The organism is Nitrospira sp. ND1, assembly GCF_900170025.1.
Lineage (GTDB): Bacteria > Nitrospirota > Nitrospiria > Nitrospirales > Nitrospiraceae > Nitrospira_A.
On record NZ_FWEX01000005.1, the window covers coordinates 887179 to 907832 of the forward strand.

Consider the following 20654-nt stretch of genomic DNA (forward strand, 5'->3'; position numbering starts at 1 on the left):
CTCTGTCCTGGCTTCCGTCGCTGCGTCCTGTCTGGTCGCACTATAGGACAGAGGCCGTTTCGAGTCTTATCAGGGCGTCTGGCTCTCTTATCAGGAGCATGCTAAGCTGCAGTTCGTTTATCCGGGCGTCCGGATGGCTTTGCTCAGGCTCCGGCCTTGCCGAGGAAACTCCTATGGACGTGCTGTCCGAAGTGCTCAAGGCCGTGAAACTCGACGGCGCGGTGTTCTTTCACGGTGAGTTTGCCGCGCCCTGGTGCGCTCGAGAGCCGGACTCCGGCACCATGGCGTCGTATCTGCCTACCCAAGCCGGCCACATCATTTTTTTCCATCTGCTGCTCGAAGGACGGGGGTATGTCCGCCTGGAGCAGGAAGACCGTGCCGTGCCGCTGACGGCGGGCGACATCATCGTTCTCACGCACGGGGATGCGCACTTTATGGGTAACGGCCCGCCCGTCACACCGGTGGACACCTCCCAGCAAATCCGGCAGATCCTCTCGGAGGGACGCATGCTGTCCCAACTCGCCGGAGGCGGTGAAGTCACGAAACTGATCTGCGGGTATTTGACTTGTGACGCGCAGCTTTGCCGGGTCGTCCTGGCCGGTCTGCCTGCCATGCTCAAGGTGAATATTCGAGATACGCCGTCGGGACAGTGGCTGGAAAATACGCTCCGCTATTCAGTCGATCACGCGGAGGCCTCCGGTCCCGGAGGCGCGGCGGTCATCGCCAAGTTATCCGAAGCATTGTTCGTGGAAACGTTGCGACGTTATATCGCGCAGTTGCCGCACACCCAGACCGGATGGCTGGCCGGAGTTCGCGATCCGGAGGTGGGCAAAGCGCTGGCGCTCTTGCATCAACGGCCGGCCCAACCCTGGACCATCGCCACACTCGCTGCTGAGGTCGGGGTTTCGCGGTCCGTCCTTGCCGAACGGTTTCAGCATTTCCTCGCGAACACACCGATCGGTTACCTCACCCGTTGGCGGTTGCACCTCGCCGCGCAACTCCTCACCTCCACGTCCAAGAGCGTGGCCGAAGTCGCAGGCGATATCGGGTATGAGTCCGAACCCTCCTTCAACCGTGCATTCAAACGCGAGTTCGGGCTTCCGCCTGCCCGCTTCCGCACTCAGGCCAAATCGCCCAAACAGCCATCAGTCGGTCGTGAGTCCACAACCGCCGAGTTGAAGCCCATCCAGACGACATGACCGGTAATCGCCGGCCTTCGTCCGACGCACACCCGGCCGGCTCCGTTCCCACTGAAACATTGTGCGACAGTTCTGAGTTCGATCGCGGATGCAGGCCGGATGGCGCGCCCGTGAGTTAAGCGCGAGATAGATCGACGTGTTAGGCCTGGATGTGACTGCTCAACTAATTGGAGAAGCTCGGGAGGCAGGGGGCAGTGACTTTAGCGTCATTTCTTGTGAGAACATCGCTGCCGGACGATTGAAGGCCTCCGTGGGTCAGGCTGTCTGACCTTCCCCCGATTTCACAGACACTTCCATACGTGGGAGAATGAGGAAATCGGAGGACAGGATGAGCACGAAGACACGACGGTCGTATACGGAGACGTTCAAGGAAGAAGCGGTGCGGTTAGTCCGGGAGTCAGGGCATCCCGTCGCCCAGGTGGCGCGGGATCTGGGGATTGCCGATCATCTCCTCTACCGATGGCGAGCGGAGCAGCAGCAGGCAGAGGAGCGTGGACAGACCCGGCAATCTCTCCGGGCCGAACAGGCGGAACTGATCCAGCTCCGGCGTGAAAATGCCGTACTGAAGCAGGAACGAGATTTTTTAAAACGTGCGGCGGCGTTCTTCGCGAAGGAGTCGCGATGAGATACCGAGTCATTCAGGAACACGACCGTCGCTATCCGATCCGCCTCATGTGCCGAGCACTGGCGGTTTCCCCTGCGGGGTATTATGCGTGGCGCGGACGTCCCGAGAGTCGGCGGGCCGCCGCCAATCGGACGCTCCTGGTCACCATCCGCGTGCTCCATCAGGACAGTCGCCAGACCTACGGCAGTCCGAGCATCTGGCGGGCGCTCCGCAAGCAGGGCCACCAGGTGGGAGAGCATCGCGTGGCGCGGCTGATGCGCCACGATGGCCTCCGGGCCAAGACCGTGAAGAAGTGGCGGGCCACGACGTACTCGTCGCACGGCTTGCCCGTGGCGGCAAACACGCTTGACCGCCAGTTCAGGGTGCCCCAGCCCAACCAGGTCTGGGCGGGCGATATCACCTACGTCTGGACGCTGGAGGGCTGGCTGTATCTGGCCGTGCTGCTGGATCTGTACTCGCGTGCCGTCATCGGCTGGGCGATGGGCCCGCGCTTGACCGGAGAGTTAACCGAACAGGCCCTCCGCATGGCGCTCGCCACGCGGCAGCCCTCAGCAGGACTCCTGCATCACTCCGATCGCGGGGGGCAATATGCGGCAGGGGCCTACCAGCAGTTGCTCACCACGTATGGCATCACGGCCAGCATGAGCCGCACCGGCAATTGCTGGGACAACGCCTGTGTCGAGAGCTTCTTCGGAACATTGAAGCGGGAACTCGTGTACCATCGGCACTATGCCACACGAGCGGAAGCGAAACAGGACATCTTCGAATACATCGAGGTGTTCTACAATCGGACGCGTCGGCACTCGACCCTCGGCTATGACTCCCCCGCCGAGTACGAAGCGAGGACCGCAGTCGCGTAACCTGGTGTCCATGAAACTGGGGGAAGGTCAGTCTGCAACTTCGCGCTGCTGGGAAAGAGTCGGTCGCTAACCTGCTCCTCGCGATTCCCTCACTGCTGAACGACCGAGGAGCACGTGTCGTCCAAGCCCTCTATCCGGTCAAGCCACTTCTACTCAGGAATCTCCGCTTCGACAAGTTTCGCGAGGAGGATCAACGATTCCTGCCAGCCTAGATAACAAGACTCAACGGGGATCACCTCGGGAATCCCTTCCTGCACCACCGTCATCTCAGTCCCGCATGATACTTTCTTCAACGTGATTGACACCTGAATTTCTCCGGGAAGGTTCGGATCGTCGAACGTATCCGTATAGCGCAGCCGTTCGTGTGGCACCAGTTCGAGGTACTTCCCGCCGAATGAATGACTCTGACCGGTGGTGAAGTTGGTAAACGACATTCTGTAGGTGCCGCCCACCTTGGCATCCAGCTGATGCACTTTCCCGGTGAATCCGTTCGGTGGAAGCCACTTCGCCATGGCATCCGCGTCCAGGAATGCGCGGTACAGGCGTTCTGGTGTTGTCCGAAAGACCCGGTGAAGGCGGACGGTATTGTTCGGCATCTCTCACACTCCTTTCCTCTGAGCACTAATGCAATCAGAACGCCAGATGGCAGAAGGAATGACTGTTCAAGGATGACGGATTCATTCTCCCATGTCCAGGCGTCAGGCTGACCATGGCGCTCCGTCTGGAGTAGATCCATATGACCTGACGGCCGACAGAAGGAATAGCGGAAGCTTGGTCGGTCTGTTAGAGTAGCGGCAGTCAAGTCGTCTGGATGAACCGCTTAGACAAGGATGGCATCATGCACGTTCAGTCCCCTCGCCGCTTTCACAGACTCTTGCCGCTCGCTCTGACCTGCGGACTTGTCCTGATCACGCTCACCGCGTCCGGCTGCCAGACCGCCTATTATGAAACGATGGAAAAACTCGGCTATCACAAGCGCGACCTGATGGTCAGCGACGTGAAAAAGGCCCGTGACGCCCAACAGGACGCGAAAGAGCAATTCAAATCGGCCCTCGATCGCTTCACCAAAACCTTGAATATCCAGGGCGGCGAATTACAGGACAAGTACGATGCGCTGAACGAGGAATATCAACAGAGCGAAAAGAGAGCGCAAGCCGTTCGGGATCGCATCGCGTCGGTGGAGAACGTGTCCGACGCGTTATTTGATGAATGGACCGCTGAATTGAAGCAGTATTCCAACGCCACGCTGCGCCAGAAAAGCCAAAAGCAACTCACCCAGACGCGCAGCCAGTACGCGCAATTGATCAAGGCCATGAAACGGGCGGAAGCAAAAATGGATCCGGTCCTGGCAAAGCTGAAAGACCATGTCCTCTTTTTGAAGCATAACCTCAACGCGCAGGCCATCGCCTCGCTCAAGAGCGAATTGGTCACGGTCGAAGGCACCATCGACTCACTGATCAAGGATTTGAACGCCTCAATTCAGGAAGCGGATTCCTTCATCTCGTCCATGGAGAAGGATAACGCGTGATTGCGGGAGATGGACGCGCTGCCAGCCGCTCGTTCGGTGTTGATCGACGACGGCAGGCTATCAGCGTCAGGTCGTCGCCGCGCAGATCTTCCGGACATGGCCCCGCAGCCAGCGATGCGCGAGATCAGCGTCCAGCCGTGGGTGCCAGAGCAACGATACCGTGAACTCCGGCGTGGAGACCGGGAGCGCAAAGCTGTGCATTCCTGCTCGCAAAATCCCCGTATGGCGTTCAGGGACTGTGGCGATCAAATCTGAAGCACGGGCCAGAGCAATCGCCGTCGCGAATCCGCCGACGATCGTGACAATGTCCCGTTCCAGTCCAAGCCGCTGCAAGGCTTCCTCAATCGGCCCCTTCTCATGCCCCTGCCGCGAGACAGAGATATGCCGTCCGCCGGCATAACGGGAAGGCGTGATCCTGCCTTTTGACAGGGGGTGCCCCGTTCGCACGGCGCCGATCAGACGGTCCCGGAACAAGGCTTGAACCCGCAACTCCTGCGCAGTGGTCTTCTCAATCACCCCGGTTTCCAGATCGACGGTACCGTCGCGAAGCGGCGCACTGTCCTTATTGGCCTTCTGAAGGAAATGCAGCCGCACGCCGGGAGCTTCCTCGCCGACCAGCGCAATGAGATCCGGCCCGAAGTTCTCTACGAATCCTTCGCTGGTCCGCAATGTGAACGTTCGGACGAGCTGTGTGAGATTGAGCTTCTCCGCAGGGCGCAGAACCGCTTGTCCCTCTTCCACGACCTGACTGACCCGTTCACGAAGTTCGACCGCTCGTGGTGTGGGGACGAGACCTCGGCCGGCCCTCACCAGGAGTGGATCACCGGTCGTCTCACGCAATCGCGCCAACGCCCGGCTCATTGCAGACGGGCTCAGACGCAGCCGTCTGGCGGCGCGGGCCACGCTGCCTTCCGCCAATAAAACATCCAGGGTGATCAGCAAATTGAGATCAGGTGTGGACATGCACCGACCATACCATAGCTTGACCGTGATGTGGCGTCTCACGCACGAATACAGTGCAGATGATGCGCCTTCCGCCATGTCACTGAGAAGGCTATACTCCCGACAGTTCTAACCACGATCAGCTGGAACAGGAAACATCTCAGCCACTTAACAGAAAGGTCGCACATTGTGGAACCACAATTTTGGCATGACAGGTGGACAAAAAATGAGATCGGGTTTCACAAGAGTGACGCCAACCCGCTGCTGGTGAAGTATTTCACCGAGCTCGCTCTGCCGAAAGGCAGCCTGGTTTTTGTGCCCTTGTGCGGGAAGACGCTGGATATTTCGTGGCTGCTGTCGAACGGCTACCGGGTTGCCGGAGCCGAATTGAGCTCAAACGCCATTGAGCAACTGTTCGCGGAGCTCGGGGTGAAACCGACGATCACGAGGAACGGTGAGATAGATCGCTACCATGCGAACGACATCGACATCTTTGTCGGCGATATCTTCGATGTGACGAGAACGATGCTGGGTCCGGTCGATGCGATCTATGACAGGGCTGCGCTGGTCGCCCTTCCGGAGAACATGCGGAGTCGCTACACCTCGCACCTCACAGCGATCACCGATCACGCGCCGCAGTTGCTCGTTTGTTATCAATACGATCAACGCGCGGCGGAAGGCCCCCCTTTCTCAATCAGCCACGAGGAAGTCCGTCGACATTATGGAGAGCGATACCACTTAACGCTCCTCACCAGCGCAGATGTGTCCGGTGGACTCAAGGGAAAATGTTCGGCAACCGAGCATGTGTGGCTGCTACGAAGGGGCTGAGGATGATCACGCGATTTATGCCAGGACGAGATGTGGTACAAGCAGGAACGACGGATCTGACGCCTTCGATTCGGTGGATACTCGCCGGCCTGTCGTTATCCATGTTGTTGTCCTCGATCGGGACGAGCATCGCCAATGTGAGCTTGCCGACGTTGGCACAGGCGTTCGATGCCTCGTTTCAACAGGTCCAGTGGGTCGTCATCGCGTATCTGGTGACCATCACCACCGGGATCGTCAGCGTGGGTAGGCTCGGCGACATGACCGGTCGCCGACGGCTCCTCCTGGTCGGTGTCTTCCTGTTCACCGTCGCCTCGGTCTTGTGCGGTGTCGCTCCCACGCTCTGGCTGCTGATTGCCGCTCGCGCGGCGCAGGGTCTGGGAGCCGCCATCATGATGGCCCTCACTATGGCATTCGTCGGCGAGACGGTTCCCAAGTCACAGGTCGGCAGCGCCATGGGACTGCTTGGCACGATGTCTGCGATCGGCACCGCACTCGGCCCATCGCTCGGCGGCATGCTGATCTCCGAATTCAGCTGGCGGGCAATCTTTCTGATCAACCTGCCGCTAGGGCTCCTGATTTTTCTTCTCGCGTATCGATTCCTACCCGTTGATCGTCCGCGACAGCAAGTTGATCGGCTCGGGTTCGACCATGCGGGTACGCTGCTGCTTGCGCTGACGCTTGCAGCTTATACGCTCGCCATGACGATTGGACGCGGCAGCTTCGGACCGCGCAACCTGGCGCTGCTGGTGGCCACCCTACTTGGAGCCGGCCTCTTCCTGTTTGCCGAGACAAGGGCTGAATCACCTCTGATCCGATTGACGATGTTCCGCAATCCTCTGCTGAGCGCAAGCCTTATCATGAGCGCACTCGTCTCGACGGTGATGATGGCGACGCTGGTGGTCGGGCCGTTTTATCTCTCGCGTACGCTCGGGCTCCACGCGGCACTTATCGGACTGGTGTTGTCGGTGGGCCCTCTTTGCGCCGCGCTGACCGGTGTGCCGGCCGGTCGCCTTGCGGACCGCCTTGGCCCCCAGCGCATGACCGTCCTTGGGCTCATCGGAATAGCCGTCGGTGCCTTTCTCCTGTCTGTAATACCGGCGACGCTCGGGATCTATGGCTACACCGCCCCCCTCATTGTCATCACCGTCGGTTATGCACTGTTCCAGACAGCCAACAACACTGCTGTCATGACGGATACTCGTCCGGAGCAGCGGGGCGTCATTTCCGGCCTGCTCAACCTGTCCCGCAATCTCGGGCTGATCACCGGGGCTTCCGTCATGGGCGCTGTATTCGCGGCTGCGTCATCGACGATCGACATCACAACGGCGCCTCCCGATGCCGTTGCCATCGGCATGCGGGTCACGTTCGCAGTCGCGGCGGTTCTGACCCTCGTCGCGCTCGCCATCGCCGTGGCAACGTACCGCCGTGAGTTGTACGGGTGGGCGATGGCTCCGACCGCAGAGTCATAGGCGGACAGCAGGATTCCGGCAGCACCGCTTGCCGCTCGTCATCCGCAAGTGCCTGTGGCACAGGTTGCGAACCATGCTGCACGAGACATGGATTGCATCCCTTTGCGCCACGATGGACTCGACCGGCGAGACCAAGTAGAATGACCCCGTTCTTCTCGTCTTCCCCGCGCGACATCGTCATCATTTCGTCGGGTGCAGCTCAGCCTGCAAGGATCGTCCATTACCCCAAGGGAGCTACATGCAAAAGACTCGCATCATCTGCACGATCGGTCCCGCCACAGAATCCTACGAAATGCTGCACAAGCTCTACGAGGCCGGGATGAGTATCGCCCGTCTCAACATGTCCCACGGCGACCACGAGTCTCACGCCAAGGTCATCCAGCACATCAAGTCGCTCAACCGGAAGGTGAAATTTCCTATTCCCATTCTCCTGGACACGCAAGGTCCGGAGATCCGCACCGGCGATCTTTCCAACGAGCTCGACCTGCGGCAAGGCGACATTGTCTCCGTCACCACACGCGGTCCGATGAACGTCGAGGAAAGCTCCATCCACATCAACTATGCGGACCTGCTTGAGGCGGTCAACGTGGGGGACCGGATCACCGTGGACAACGGGCTGATCAATTTTGAGGTGCTGGAGAAGCACGAACGCCACATGCGGTGCCGTGTCTTAGACGGCGGGCTTCTGAAGAGCAAACGCCACGTGAATCTCCCCGGCGTCCGTGTCAATCTCCCGTCGATTACGCAAAAAGATATCAAGGATATTCTTTTTGGTCTGGAGCGGGATGTGGACTTCATCGCCCTGTCGTTTGTGCGCGAGGCCGGAGATATTCAGCAGCTGAAGGATTTGATGGGCGACAAGGTCGGGAAGGTAAAGATCGTCGCGAAGATCGAGGACCAGGAAGGAGTCCGGAACCTTGAAGCGATCATCAAGGAATCGGACGGCATTATGGTCGCGCGCGGAGATCTCGGGGTGGAGATCAACCTGGAAGACCTGCCGAATGTCCAGCGCACGATCGTGCGGCTATGCGCCGAGTACGGCAAACGCGTGATCGTGGCGACGCATCTCCTCGAATCCATGATCCACAACCCGCATCCGACCCGGGCCGAGGTCACCGACGTCGCCAACGCCATCTACGAAGAAGCCGATGCCGTCATGCTGTCCGGCGAAACCACCGTTGGGAAGTATCCGGTGAAGTGCGTCGAGTTCCTCCGCAGGATTGCGCTGAAATCCGAAACGATACCCGGATTGCAGTTTGCGAAACATTTGCGTAACGCGGAGAACAAGCAACAACTGGCGGCGGCGGCCGTGCAGCTGGCCGAGGGGGTCAAGGCCAAAGGCATCGTCGTGATCACCAGACGAGGGCTCATGGCCGATCTCGTCGCAAACTGCCGCCCGTTCGCCACCACTATCTACGCCTTTACCAACATGAGCCAACCGCGACGGACCATGATGCTCAATCGCGGCGTGCTCCCCTTCAAGATCGATTTCAGTTCGGACCCCGAAAAAACATTACAAACGGCGTTCCGGATTCTAAAAGACCGCGAGGATTTCAAGGTTGGGGACAAGGTCGTCATCATCTCGGACGTCCTTGCTCAGCAACGGGTCGACTCGATTCAGATTCGCGACGTCCCCTCTGACGACATTCTGCCCGACCTATCCGCGGTGAGTCATTGAGCGAACTGCCTTCGGAAGACGTATGTGAATTGCCTCATCCGGTGAATGATCGTGGACTGGTGGCGGGCATGAAGCGACGCCGGGCATTGAACTCACGCTGCGGCCCGGTCACGCACAGCTGACAGCTAAGAAACCGGCGCCGGCACTCCCCCACCCCACTCTACGGGGAGTTGCGCCGCGCACAATAGCGGGACAGATTCTCCTCCTGGCCAAGGCCCTTTGGGATACGCGTTGTTGCCTCTCCCCCACCCCGCATCACGCAGGGCGGAGGAGAGGATGGTCTGCCTACCGAACCTCCAACTTCTTTGCCGCCACTGACGCAGCCTTTCGCAGATGCTCTTCAGGATCGCCCTGCGCGATGGCCGTAATCCGCTGCTTGAAATCAGCCCGATTTAACTTCCCTGCCGTCATCAGCGCCAGCTTCCGGACACCCGAATCGTGGTCATTGAGCGATTTCATGACCAAGTCGGTGGGAGCAACCGCGGCCAGATTCTGCAGCCCTTGGGCGACCGCAATACGAACCTGCGGATCATGGTGATCGGCGGCCTTCCTTAATACCTCAACCGCGCCTGCTCCGCCGATCAAGCTCGCGGCATAGACGGCCTTGGACGATTTCAGCGGATCGTCGGCCTCGGCAATCAATTGTAGGTGCGGCAACGCCTCCGGCCCCAGCAGAGCCAGCGCTTCGTAACTGGGCTCGTCTTTGTCGATTTCAGCTAATACCTGCTGCATTGTGATTGGCATGTTCTTGTCTCCCGGCTAATTCGTAAAGGAGCTCGCCAACATCGTCGTCTTCTCTGAGGCAATAATGTCCGGCGGAGGGTTAGTAATATTGTCGGTTCCCAGTCCGGTCATCAGCCGGTTGTTATCACTGACGTGCGACAGCCCCAAGACGTGGCCGATTTCATGCGCCAAGGTCCATGCGCTGGCCCCGCTGGCGACCACGGCCCCGGGCCGGTTGGCCGGATGACTGGCGCAGCCGTTGAACGGCGGCTGCGTGCTGCGAACGAAGTAGGCAATCACATCCTTCGCCGCTGCGTTATTCCGGTTGGCAAATAGCTGTGTTTGTTCCGCGGTCACCGTCCCCATCGTACAGGCACCGACATCAATATCGTTCAGCGCCGGCAGATTCAGCACTTCAAACGACACATATTTGAGGCCGACTTGCGCGGTCGCATAGGTCAGACGCATATTGGAAATCATCTGGTTAATCGTAAATCGAGTGGGCGCCGTGAGACACTTGACGTGCAATCGCACCGTTTCACGGCAGGCCAGCGCCCCTGTCCCCGGGCTCCAGTAAATAGATCCATGCTGGAATTCGCTATATCGCCCGGTACTGTCTTCCGTACTCAATTCATCGCTGGTGGGGTATCCCAGAAAACTGCGCTCCCATCCCATGCTCGCCCATAGAGCCCGAATGGCGCCATGCACCTCATGGGCACCGGTCGCCGGCGTCCAATAGACTGACCCGCCTTGAAAATGATTGTACCGCCCGACCCCATCCGGCGTCGTCGTCTCATCCGTCAACGGGTAGCCCAGAAAGCTGCGTTCCCACCCCAAACTCGCCCACTTACCCCGAATGGCGCCATGCACCTCATGGGCACCGGTCGCGGGCGTCCAATAGACTGACCCGCCTTGAAAATGATTGTACCGGCCGATGCGATCCGGCGTCGTCGTTTCATCCGTCAACGGATAGCCCAGGAAGCTCCGTTCCCACCCCAAACTCGCCCACTTACCCCGAATGGCGCCATGCACCTCATGGGCGCCGGTCGCCGGCGTCCAATAGATCGATCCCCCTTGAAAATGATTGTATCGCCCGATGCGATCCGGCGTCGTCGTTTCATCCGTCAGCGGGTAGCCCAGGAAGCTGCGTTCCCACCCCAAGCTGGCCCATCTGTCACGGATGAGTCCGTGGACTTCATGAGCTCCGGTTGCCGGCGACCAATAGATGGAGCCGCTTCGGTAATGCCGGTAATGGCCGATCCCGTCAGGGGCGACGAGTTCAGCGGTCGTCGCCGGGCCCAACCAACCAGCGGGCCCCCCAAGAGCCGCATACTTCACATCAATATCTGACATCTGCATTCCCTCCCTCATCAAAATGGTTGTCACTAACTGCGCACGGAGCAGCGAGCGTCGGGCGGAGTCTTACGGTACTGTCGATTTCATCACTTCTTGTCCCGGTCAGCCTGGATTGCATCTGATGGCAGTACCCAGTCTCTACCCGTTCAGGCGCTTGCTCGTTGAACTCTCAACTTGTCATAGAGCAAGCGGAATGCCCACGTAGAACAGGCGCAGGACAGTTTCTCAAACTGAACAATTTCAGGGCCGTACCAGTTGTTGAGCAGCGCCGCCGTGCGAATCATCGCCTTCTTCTGCTGAGGCTTGTATCGAAAAAGATTCACGACATGTATCCGAACTGGTTCATGATTCGGCTGACGAAAGAACTAGTGGGAGAAACACATCCACGGTTGAGAGTTCCACCGGAACGGCGACGGCTCACAACCGATGCTGGAATGCGTGCAGATCACACAGGAGAGGAGAGATGAAGGGGGTCAGCGCTGACGCATTCCTGTCCGAGGTTCCTCAGAACCATCGGGCCGTCTGAACCGCGCAGGTGATGCTGTCGACTTAGGCAGTCACAAGCGTTTGCTTCGAGATCCCTTTCAACAACCAGGACTGGTTCTCATAAACATACCGGTTTCGCTGCTGTACCAAGGTGGCCAGAATCTGCTCCCGGATCTGTCCCAGGCCTGAGTACTGTTGACACTCACCCCCGCCCTCCCGAAAACCGTCGCAAATTTCTTCTACCACTGAGAACAATATGTTGTTGCTGAATTTGGTCACGGCACTCAGTGCAGTTTTGTATGCGACAAGGTCTGCACCGGGCTCGAAAAGCCGCTCCATTACAAAGACCTCATGCCACGCATGATTGATCATCGCGGCCACACAATCCGATCCCCTGACCCATTCGCCGACTGTTCGTCCTATTGCCTCGTAGCAACGCGCAATCCGGGGATCGAGAAAATCGTAGTCCGGGTTACACACGTCGCCGTTGAACCGTCCCTGGGCCATCAGCGTCTCCTTGATAGGCGTGCCGTCATAGGGCAACATTTTGCAGAACACCGCCGCGACACTCCCATCGTCGACAATCCGGCGCAAAAACCCCACATTCGTTTCAATCGATTCGAACGTGCTGGATGGATCAAACAGCATGAAGCCGAATTCCCACATGAGGCCCAGCGACTTCAGCGTCTCAACGGCTCGCAGATTTTCCGCCACGGTAATTTCCTTGTGAAGCACATCGAGTCCATCGTCCGATCCCGACTCCAGCCCCATGTACACCAGGTACAACCCGGCATCCCGCAAGGTCGCAAACAACTCCGGCTCAACCGCATCGGCCCGACAACTGATTTTCCAGATGACTTTCCCGACCAGGTCCTGGCGATACAGTTCATCGACCAGACTGAGCGCCCACCGACGCCACGACGGGCCGAAGAGGGGGAAATCATCATCTTGGAACAGGAACAGGGTAATCCCCCGGTTCTGATAAAGATCCTTCATTTCGCGGACCACTTCGGTTACTTTCCGAATCCTGACGACCCGTCCCGGAGCGGCCCGATAAAACATATGAATGGAACAAAAGGAACAGGTCCGGGAACAGCCGCGTGACGCCAGGATGGGCATTGTTCGCTGACCGAGGATCGCCGTCGGCTCATACTGCCGGTAGGGAAAGGGCAACACATCGAGGTCGTCCAGGAGATGCCGAAGAGGATTTGACACGAATCGCCCGTCCCGACGATACGCGAGGCCATCGATCCTGCGCCAATCCTGGTCATGAATGAGCGATTCCACGAGCTCGAGCAGGGTCACCTCCCCTTCGAATCGAACCACGCTGTCCACCTCTGGAATCAACTCAAGCGTTCGCTCGTGACTCAGACTTGGAAAGTGCCCGCCGATTGTGAAATGACACCGGACGCCATGGTTCCGCAGGTATTGCATCAACACACGGAAGCGAGGCAGATAAAATTGAAAGATGAGCGAAAACCCGACCACCACCGGGACTTCAGCTTTAATCGTCGCCAAGATCTGCTCCGCCGCATCTTCGAAATCGAGAACCTTCACACGATGCCCTCGTCGCATCAGCGTTGCGGCCAGATACCCGATTCCAAGGTTGCCCTGCTTCTGAAATCCGATCAAGACCACGGGTCTGGTCGCGTCCTGTTCGCTCAAGGCCTGCAGAGGGGGCATGGCCCCGCTCTCGTCCAGCAGAGTGAGTGATCTCATAGCCTCCTCCCAAGGAATGGCCGCAACAATGCGTGGCAACACCAGGCCCGATCATTGCCATGTCGAACCCGCTTCCTGCACAGCGAAATCCTCTGAAAAGGAGCGGCATAGGGCCGGGGGCGGCGTCCACTCCCTTCCACTGAGGATTTTGCACGTAGCTATTTGCCGCCGAACTTCTTGACCATTTCCATCGACTGCTCAATCGCTTTCATGTTCTGCTGCATGATCGCCCGTTGATTCTCCAGCTGAATCAACGCCAGCTGACTCAGCGCTTCCTTCGGAAGGTTTGCACGTTCGAAGAACCACCAAGGCACAGGATCCCAATTGATCGGCACTCGCCACTTGAATACCTCCGGCAATGGCAGTTCCGGATTCATGATGGGCTTTTCCATTCGGTCCTCCTTTGGTGAGTACGCTCAATATTGCGATCGTCGTGATCGCGGTGTTCCCCCGGCCACGCAGCACACAATGAGTTCCAACGTGTGTCCTCACCAGCAGAGGAACAAGCAAGATATCGGCCACATTGCAGCGGTCATGTCATTTACCTACTTCCAATGATTTGGACGGTCTGCAGTCGGAAAAGGATCAGGCCTTCGTGTATACGATGCGATACTCACGTATCCAAATTGATACGTAGACGAATCAGGGAAATGGTTGTTTAAGAGAAGGCCTAATGGCAGGGTGTCACACCGACGACTTCGATTGGGACGTTCCGGATTCGCCGACGATGTGCCTCTCGCAAGCCGTCAAGGTGATTTCAGGTGAGCTGCTGGTTGTTGTAGGCTTCGAGTCGATGGGGCGGACAGATCCAAATCAATCGGGTGGACAGGCCCGGGACCAGTACATTCTGGAGCGCCAGCAGGTGTGCCGGAGATCGCCCGTCACGTCATCATCGCACATGAAATCGCGACGGGTAAACCTCGAAAGACACGCTCACGCGTATACAAACGATCACGAGGCCCTACCCACGCGGAACACGGTATCGCAACTCAGCGAAGCCGGGCCCGATCGCGCGAACCGACTCAAGGATGAGGGAAGGCGACGTGGTCCGGCGAGGCAGGAGCGGCTTGCCTGATCCGAGGGTGACCGAACCAACCTGCACGATCAGTTCGTCGAGGAGTCCGGCGTCATAGAACTGTCCAACAAGTTCGCCTCCCCCGACCAGCCACACGTTCCGGCCACGCGCCGCTTTCTTCATGTCAGCATGAACCGGGCGAACGTCCCCGCTTACAAATCGGATGTCTGTACCTTCCACGGGGGGAAGGCGACGCCTTGAGAACACCCAGGTGGGTTGAGCATAGGGCCAGGCGACCGGTTCGCGCCCGTCCGGACGGATGACGTGGCGCAGCATCCACTCATAGGTGGCAGACCCCATCGCCAAGGCGCCGACCTCCTTGATGAAGGACGGATACCCCGTCTCGTTGATATCACCAAGGGGAAAGAGCCAGTCGAGAGAATCGTCGAGCGTCGCGATGAATCCATCGAGGCTTGAGGCAGTGTAGTACTGGGTGGTCATGAGCGATACATCTCCTTGCCGGCACTCACCTATTCAGCTTGTTCGGCAACACGAGGCTGGCAGAAGAATTCGTCGGACGGCGCACCTTGCGATCTCACAATTCACACGCTCACCCTTGTCGCCAGGATGACCCGCCGAACGCGCGGACTGCCAGATAGGCCACGTTGCGCTTCCAATAGGCGACCTTGCTTCGCGTCATCAATTCCAGAAAGAGGTCATCGGCCTCCTTCCGATCAAAGCGCTTGTCGGCGGGCGTGACTTCGCCATCAGGCAATGCCACGGTTCCGGCAGAGCCATAAATCAAATCGTGCACGATAGGCGCAACCAGCGAGAGTTCAAATGACGCGATGAAGCCCCATAACAAACGTGGAATACTTGCCAAGTCGGTCTTGAAGCCGCGCTTGGCCGTCACAATGAACCCATCCAATGCCGCACACCGACAATCGTCGAGCAAGACCCATTCGGCGTTGTTGTACGTCACAGCCGGTTCGGGCAACTCCAGCACCCGGCGCAGATTCGCCCCGGAGCCGACGGCTGGTTTCGCCGCTGTCGTGTTCGAAATATGTGACTGAATCTCGCGGGCGGAAATCTTCCGATTTCCTTCGCCGATGTCGAAGCTGAACGATTTGGTGAGAGCCGCCACGAGACTGTCGTTGTCGGCCAACGCCGGAGCCTTGCCCGTCGCGGGCCGCTGCGGTGAAGTAGCACGCTCAACGACCTTGTCACGACTGACCGTGAGGGACATCGATCGGTCGCCGTCGCACATGTTGATGGTGATCGTGTCCCCATTCTCGATTTGCTGGTCGATCCGGGTAAATTGCTCGATGAGTTGCGTGAGGTACGCATTCGTGTGCGTAAATTGCGCGTGGACGATGTCCGGCATAGAGTCTCTCCTTAAGATATCCTCAGCAGGCTGCCGGCTCGTTCCGACGCACTGCCGGCCCACTCCTCCCCCGTTCGCACGACCGGAGAGGCGGCCTGTCCTCGCTGCGCGGGCTAGTGGGGAAGCGGAAGGGTCAGCAGGATTCCCCCCATCACGTCATGCGGCTTGAAATCTTTCTTTGGACTGTTCGGATGCGCGTTGTGGCAACTCACACAGGTCTGGGACAGGGCCTTGTCCGGGTAGAGAGCCTGGAAGACGGGTCTGCCTCCCTCGGTCGTCACACCGGTGTGGGGACGATCGGGATCGATCAGGATCGCGGTCAGACCGGCCCGCTCGAAGTCGGTGGCCGGACGATTCGTCTTATTGATCGCCCAATTGCTGATGAGCCGGAATCGAATTCCATTGCGTTGCTGCGCAACGAGCCGACCCGATTCGAGCAAGAACTGAGCAGGAAGGGGAAGCCTGGAGGTCTCTCTCCAGTTTTCTGCGGCAAAGACGATTCCCCGCAACTGCATCCGCTCCACGATGTCGGTGGTGTAGAACTCCCGATCGGCCTGGATCACGCTATGCACATAATCCGCGACCATCTCGGCCGGCAAACAGGGGGCCATCCCCGCCTCCTTGCTCGCGGCACTCATCGTCCACTGACTCAACAGAACGGTGGCCACGATGCCGACTACGAGGCCGGTGAAAAATCCTGCACCCTTCATGCTGCACCCACCTTTTTTGTCCGCGCGTGGTTGCCTTGCTCCCCAACCGCAGCCATAAACCCGCCCGGCCAGAACTTGCGGGTCGCCTCCCGCAAAAGCATACGCCGACACAGCGGAGAAATCGAGATTATGGACCGGCCTGTTTCCGAACCGGTACAATACTGGTGGTGATGTCGTCTGAACAATGTGATTCCAATCCGTGGAGAGAAGAATCAGCAGTCGCTTCAGCGGGAATGCAGCCAATGACAGGAAAATTTGATCCGGAATCCCATGAGTGGGCCAGGCACGAGCACGTCGTTGTATTCGATGGTGTGTGCAATTGGTGCAATGCCTGGGTGAACTTTTTGATCGATCACGATCCTCAGGAGACCTTCAAGTTCGGCACCCTACAGTCCGACCGGGGACAACAGATTTTGCATACACTGCAGCTTTCGACCGAAGACTTTTCGACCTTCCTCCTGCTGGAGCAGGCCCGCGTCTACACCAAATCCACGGCCGCGCTGAGAATTGTGCGGCACCTCCCCGGCTTCTGGCCCCTATTCTATCTCGGCATCCTGATCCCAAGCCCCCTGCGTGATGCGCTGTACGATTATGTTGCGCGTCATCGGTACCGGTGGATGGGCAAAACCGATGCATGCCGGGTCCCCTCCCCGAACCAGCGTAGACGGTTCGTGTAGTGCCTGCGGGCAGAGAGTTTCGCCGCACGCAGCGCACGTTCGCGCCTTGAGCCATTCACGGGAACGGCGTAGACTCCGCTTTGTAACGATCGCGCCGGCATCGAGGCCGTGCCCATTCTCATACCTGATGAAGAGGAAGAACCTATGAACCGCTTGTTCACGGCATCCATATTCGTCGCCATCGCTATGGCGTTGTCTGTTCCATCACCGGCGGTCGCACAAAACTTTCCTCTGTCTGTCACACAAAAAATTCAAGCGGCGCAGAAGCAGGTCAAAACGATCGGCCTGGAGGAGTATCGAAAAGTCGTGGAGAGTCCGGGCGAGGCGTTAATTATAGATGTGCGCGAGCCGCAGGAGTTCGCGGCCGGACATGTGCCGGGTGCGGTCAACATTCCCCGCGGGCTTGTCGAATTTCAGATCTGGAAACAGGTCGGGTTTCCAGCCAAGCCGGACACGAACAGACCTGTCTACCTGCAATGCCAAAACGGCAACCGCGCGTCTCTCGCGGCCCAGTCACTTGCGGAGTTGGGGTTCACCAATACCACCGCCGTCGTGATGAGCTTCGATGAGTGGCAACAGGCCGGCCATCCCCTGGTGAAGTAAGCCATCCCCTCGCGCGCGATGAGCGCTTCGTGACACCACTCACGGCTCCGCCGACACATGCCCTCTTGGTGTGTTTATTCAGGCAGGAATTATTCCTCTCTGACACCCGGCAAGTAATATCAAATGCGTCGCATCCGTTGTGAACGGGCACTGCATCAATCCATCGCCAACAGCCGGTAAGCCGGTCGGCTGTCCGCTCAATGCGACCCCCCGCACTGTTCGGAGAGGCTCAGGGCGACCCGATAGGCATCGGAATGATAGAACTGAGGCAGTGTGAACGAGAGTTCATCCTGTTCCAGTGAGAAAACACGATCGAGCGTGACAACAGGCGCTTCGAGAGGACCGGACCCCACATCTGGTATTTGCTCGGCGCAGAGATGCAGAGTTCCGCTCTGTTGCGAGGCAACCAGACGCCCGATATTCTTGAGTACGACTTTCGTGTCGCCAGGCGAATCGTCCTCGTATTTGCCCAACAAGAGTCGTACCGTGCCGGCGGTCTTATCCAGTGCGGCGAGGGCATGGAGCTTGGGACTATCCGTCATCGTAGACAGCCGGACACCCTCCATCTCCGCATAGGTCTTATAGACGTGCCACCCGGGCCGTTTTTGCTTGCGATCGACATACAACAATCCGTCCAGCGTAGGGTTATCGCAGGTATTTTCCACGTAGCTCCGGCTCATATCCTGAGGATCAGGCCAACAGGCTCGCATCGCGCTAAGGATGTCGGCCCGCTCATAGGCGGCAATGACTCCCGCTGTATAACCGGCACTCGTCCAGGACTCCTGCCCCAGGATCTCGTTCACCGAAATCGGCCGCGCCTGACCGTGAGCCTTCAAGTAGTCGCGCAAATCATTCACGTACCTGATGGCCTCCGATGGATCCGCATATTCATGATAGGACACGACATCGGGAAAGACTCCCTGCGAATCACTCCACTCCAAAAAGGACTTGAGTAATTGGTATCGACTCACGCTCGGCCCGACGATCTGCGCGCCGGGAATCCGCTGCTTAATGCGCTGATAAGCCAGCCGCCAGCCTTCTTTGAGCCGTTCACTGTCATTGAGAGGAACCGCTGCAAGATCGGGTTCATTGTAAATATCCCAGATCACCGACAGTTGTCGCTGCAGCACTTGATCGATCACATGATCCACATGCGCCAACCAGGGCTCATAGTTCCCGTCGAGACCGATCTGATTGATATCAAAAATCTGCAGGGCGCGATGCTCGAAGACCAGTCCGAGGGTCAGCTGAAACTCCGTCACCCCGGCCTGTTTGAGCCGGTCATAGTTACTCAACACATACCCGGTGTTTCCGCGAAAACTGGTGGGCTTCAACGGAAGAATCAGCTCCATCGGCGGGTCTGTCGGTTCGATGCTGACCAGATACCCGTTAGCTCGATGGTTCATCGGGCCCTGCTCGACCCCCAGATCGACCCTGATAGTGCCGGCCAGACTCCAAGGCGCGCACAACAACAGTCCAGCTGTCAGCAGGCCAATGATCGAGGCAAGTCGCACAGACAGGGCTCCTCCCATGACGCCTTCCAATCAGAAAATCCAACGATGTTCGGTTGTACTGCCGGAAAATGCCGGCGGTCAAGATGGAGCGGGTAGAATCAGGCCGCGATACAGAGTTCGCGCCATCGTGGAAGCTGGGGCATCAACTGTTCACGCGCCAGATAGTGCTGATCCAGACCGGGGACTTCGGTCGGGTTCTCACGGGGACGGGCCTGGGCCTCAGCCATGGCATTCGCCACATGAACGGCGGTCACGGCACAGAATCCGGATCCCTTGTAGTCGTCAGGATGGTGGTGATAGGCCACCGCTTCCACAATGCCGTCGCCGAGTCCCCAGATTCCGAGCAGATAGGCCCCGACATGGGCATGATCGGCCCCGAACACCTCCCGCTCGGCTTCCCAATCAGGCATCTGTTTTGACTGCATCAGCTCCAGGACTCGCGCGTAGTCATCGGGTTTGTTGGCCACCAATACCAACACCCCGACGTCGTGGAGCAAGGCAGCCGTAAAGGCTTCATCCATCACGGCTTGACTCGCACCGGTCTCCTTCGCAATTCGTCGCGCGCAGGTGCCGGCGAGCATCGCATGCCGCCACAACTCATCCAACGAAAACGACGGGAGTTGCGCCTGGTCGAACTGCGCGAAGACCTGACTGGAGAGCACCAGCGACTTGATCGTATCGAATCCGAGCAGCGCCACCGCCTGCTCCGGATCGGACACATGGGTGCGAAGGCCGAAGAAAGCGGAATTCACCAGCTGCAGGATCTTCGTGACCATGCCGAGATCTTTGGCCACAATGCGGGACGCCTTCTTCAGCGAGGCCTGCGGAGCCTGCATCTCCTTCATCAACTCCTGATAGATCGATGGGAGACTCGGCAGCGTGTTGATCTCGTTCGCCAGGCTGCGAAGCGCGGGATTGACCAGCACGTCCCGTAATGCCTCCGCCTTCTCAATGGTCGCTTTCAGCGTGGCGACATCGAACGGTTTCTGAAGAAATCGATGTGCGACCGACGCGGACCGCAGATAATTGGCAGGGCTCTGGTCTCCGGACAACACGATGCGGATCGCCTGTGGACAGACTTTGCGCACCTCGCCGAGGAATTGAGCGCCGTCCATCCCCGGCATCGTCATGTCCGATACCACTACGTCGCAGGGGGTCTCACGGATGGCGGTCAATGCGGCCGTGGCGGAAGGATGGAATTCCATCGCCCATTCGGCCTGCATCGGAGCCAGTGTCCGTTGTAGATGATTCAAAATCTCGGGCGCATCGTCCACAAAGACCACACGTCGCACCGTCCCCTCCTCTCGGCGGGATTTTCCTCTTCTCCTCATCGGTCAG

At 58.6% G+C, this 20654-nt stretch carries 19 protein-coding genes; 8 read left to right on the forward strand and 11 right to left on the reverse strand.

Features of this window, described 5'->3' with window-relative positions:
* Window positions 1-173: 173 nt before the first annotated feature.
* Both NSND_RS04330 and NSND_RS04335 read left to right on the forward strand, forming a co-directional pair.
* Window positions 174-1199, forward strand: coding sequence for an AraC family transcriptional regulator (locus tag NSND_RS04330; protein WP_080877779.1), 1026 nt, complete (start codon window positions 174-176; stop codon window positions 1197-1199).
* A gap of 328 nt (window positions 1200-1527) precedes the next feature.
* A protein-coding gene (locus tag NSND_RS04335) for an IS3 family transposase (protein WP_143833386.1) occupies window positions 1528-2684 on the forward strand; the annotation gives its coding sequence in 2 pieces (ribosomal slippage) (window positions 1528-1801 and window positions 1801-2684; 1158 coding nt in all).
* A 149-nt stretch (window positions 2685-2833) separates the two neighbouring features.
* Here the strand turns inward: NSND_RS04335 and NSND_RS04340 are convergent.
* Window positions 2834-3280, reverse strand: coding sequence for an SRPBCC family protein (locus tag NSND_RS04340; protein WP_080877780.1), 447 nt, complete (start codon window positions 3278-3280; stop codon window positions 2834-2836).
* A gap of 242 nt (window positions 3281-3522) precedes the next feature.
* Between NSND_RS04340 and NSND_RS04345 the strand changes: the two genes are divergently transcribed.
* Window positions 3523-4212 carry a DUF2959 domain-containing protein gene (locus NSND_RS04345; protein ID WP_080877781.1) on the forward strand — a complete coding sequence of 230 codons (690 nt, stop codon included), beginning with the start codon at window positions 3523-3525 and terminating at the stop codon, window positions 4210-4212.
* Window positions 4213-4278: 66 nt separating this feature from the next.
* Here NSND_RS04345 and NSND_RS04350 read toward each other — a convergent pair whose 3' ends face one another.
* Window positions 4279-5175, reverse strand: coding sequence for a LysR family transcriptional regulator (locus NSND_RS04350; RefSeq protein WP_080877782.1), 897 nt, complete (start codon window positions 5173-5175; stop codon window positions 4279-4281).
* 168 nt (window positions 5176-5343) lie between these two features.
* Here NSND_RS04350 and tmpT point away from each other — a divergent pair, with 168 nt between their 5' ends.
* The 3 genes from tmpT (at window position 5344) to pyk (ending at window position 9129) form a co-directional block, all read left to right on the forward strand.
* Window positions 5344-5982 carry a thiopurine S-methyltransferase gene (tmpT, locus tag NSND_RS04355; RefSeq protein ID WP_080877783.1) on the forward strand — a complete coding sequence of 213 codons (639 nt, stop codon included), beginning with the start codon at window positions 5344-5346 and terminating at the stop codon, window positions 5980-5982.
* A 2-nt stretch (window positions 5983-5984) separates the two neighbouring features.
* Window positions 5985-7451, forward strand: coding sequence for an MFS transporter (locus NSND_RS04360; protein ID WP_080877784.1), 1467 nt, complete (start codon window positions 5985-5987; stop codon window positions 7449-7451).
* Window positions 7452-7689: 238 nt separating this feature from the next.
* A complete protein-coding gene (pyk, locus tag NSND_RS04365; RefSeq protein ID WP_080877785.1) occupies window positions 7690-9129 on the forward strand; it encodes a pyruvate kinase in 1440 nt (479 codons plus the stop codon).
* 285 nt (window positions 9130-9414) lie between these two features.
* Here the strand turns inward: pyk and NSND_RS04370 are convergent, their stop codons facing one another.
* The 7 genes from NSND_RS04370 to NSND_RS04400 form a co-directional block, all read right to left on the reverse strand.
* Window positions 9415-9873 carry a HEAT repeat domain-containing protein gene (locus NSND_RS04370; RefSeq protein ID WP_080877786.1) on the reverse strand — a complete coding sequence of 153 codons (459 nt, stop codon included), beginning with the start codon at window positions 9871-9873 and terminating at the stop codon, window positions 9415-9417.
* Window positions 9874-9888: 15 nt separating this feature from the next.
* A complete protein-coding gene (locus tag NSND_RS04375) occupies window positions 9889-11205 on the reverse strand; it encodes a hypothetical protein (protein WP_235000163.1) in 1317 nt (438 codons plus the stop codon).
* A 552-nt stretch (window positions 11206-11757) separates the two neighbouring features.
* Window positions 11758-13413, reverse strand: a complete 1656-nt coding sequence (locus NSND_RS04380) for a B12-binding domain-containing radical SAM protein (protein ID WP_080877788.1) — start codon at window positions 13411-13413, stop codon at window positions 11758-11760.
* A gap of 158 nt (window positions 13414-13571) precedes the next feature.
* Window positions 13572-13805 (reverse strand): hypothetical protein, encoded by a 234-nt coding sequence (locus NSND_RS04385; protein ID WP_080877789.1) that lies wholly within the window; start codon window positions 13803-13805, stop codon window positions 13572-13574.
* A 569-nt stretch (window positions 13806-14374) separates the two neighbouring features.
* On the reverse strand, window positions 14375-14929 hold the full coding sequence (locus tag NSND_RS04390; protein WP_080877790.1) for a dihydrofolate reductase family protein: 555 nt from the start codon (window positions 14927-14929) through the stop codon (window positions 14375-14377).
* Between the two features lie 109 nt (window positions 14930-15038).
* Complete coding sequence (locus NSND_RS04395) at window positions 15039-15812, reverse strand: DUF1353 domain-containing protein (protein ID WP_080877791.1); 774 nt, start codon at window positions 15810-15812, stop codon at window positions 15039-15041.
* Between the two features lie 113 nt (window positions 15813-15925).
* Window positions 15926-16522, reverse strand: coding sequence for a Tll0287-like domain-containing protein (locus NSND_RS04400; RefSeq protein WP_080877792.1), 597 nt, complete (start codon window positions 16520-16522; stop codon window positions 15926-15928).
* 242 nt (window positions 16523-16764) lie between these two features.
* On the opposite strand from NSND_RS04400, the gene NSND_RS04405 reads away from it, so the two are divergent.
* Together NSND_RS04405 and NSND_RS04410 are read left to right on the forward strand one after the other, a co-directional pair.
* Window positions 16765-17199, forward strand: a complete 435-nt coding sequence (locus NSND_RS04405; protein ID WP_080877793.1) for a thiol-disulfide oxidoreductase DCC family protein — start codon at window positions 16765-16767, stop codon at window positions 17197-17199.
* Between the two features lie 144 nt (window positions 17200-17343).
* Complete coding sequence (locus NSND_RS04410) at window positions 17344-17802, forward strand: rhodanese-like domain-containing protein (RefSeq protein WP_080877794.1); 459 nt, start codon at window positions 17344-17346, stop codon at window positions 17800-17802.
* Window positions 17803-17999: 197 nt separating this feature from the next.
* On the opposite strand, the gene NSND_RS04415 is transcribed toward NSND_RS04410, so the two are convergent.
* Window positions 18000-19316, reverse strand: coding sequence for a hypothetical protein (locus tag NSND_RS04415; protein ID WP_080877795.1), 1317 nt, complete (start codon window positions 19314-19316; stop codon window positions 18000-18002).
* 98 nt (window positions 19317-19414) lie between these two features.
* Window positions 19415-20608 (reverse strand): response regulator, encoded by a 1194-nt coding sequence (locus NSND_RS04420; protein ID WP_159450631.1) that lies wholly within the window; start codon window positions 20606-20608, stop codon window positions 19415-19417.
* Between the last annotated feature and the right edge of the window lie 46 nt (window positions 20609-20654).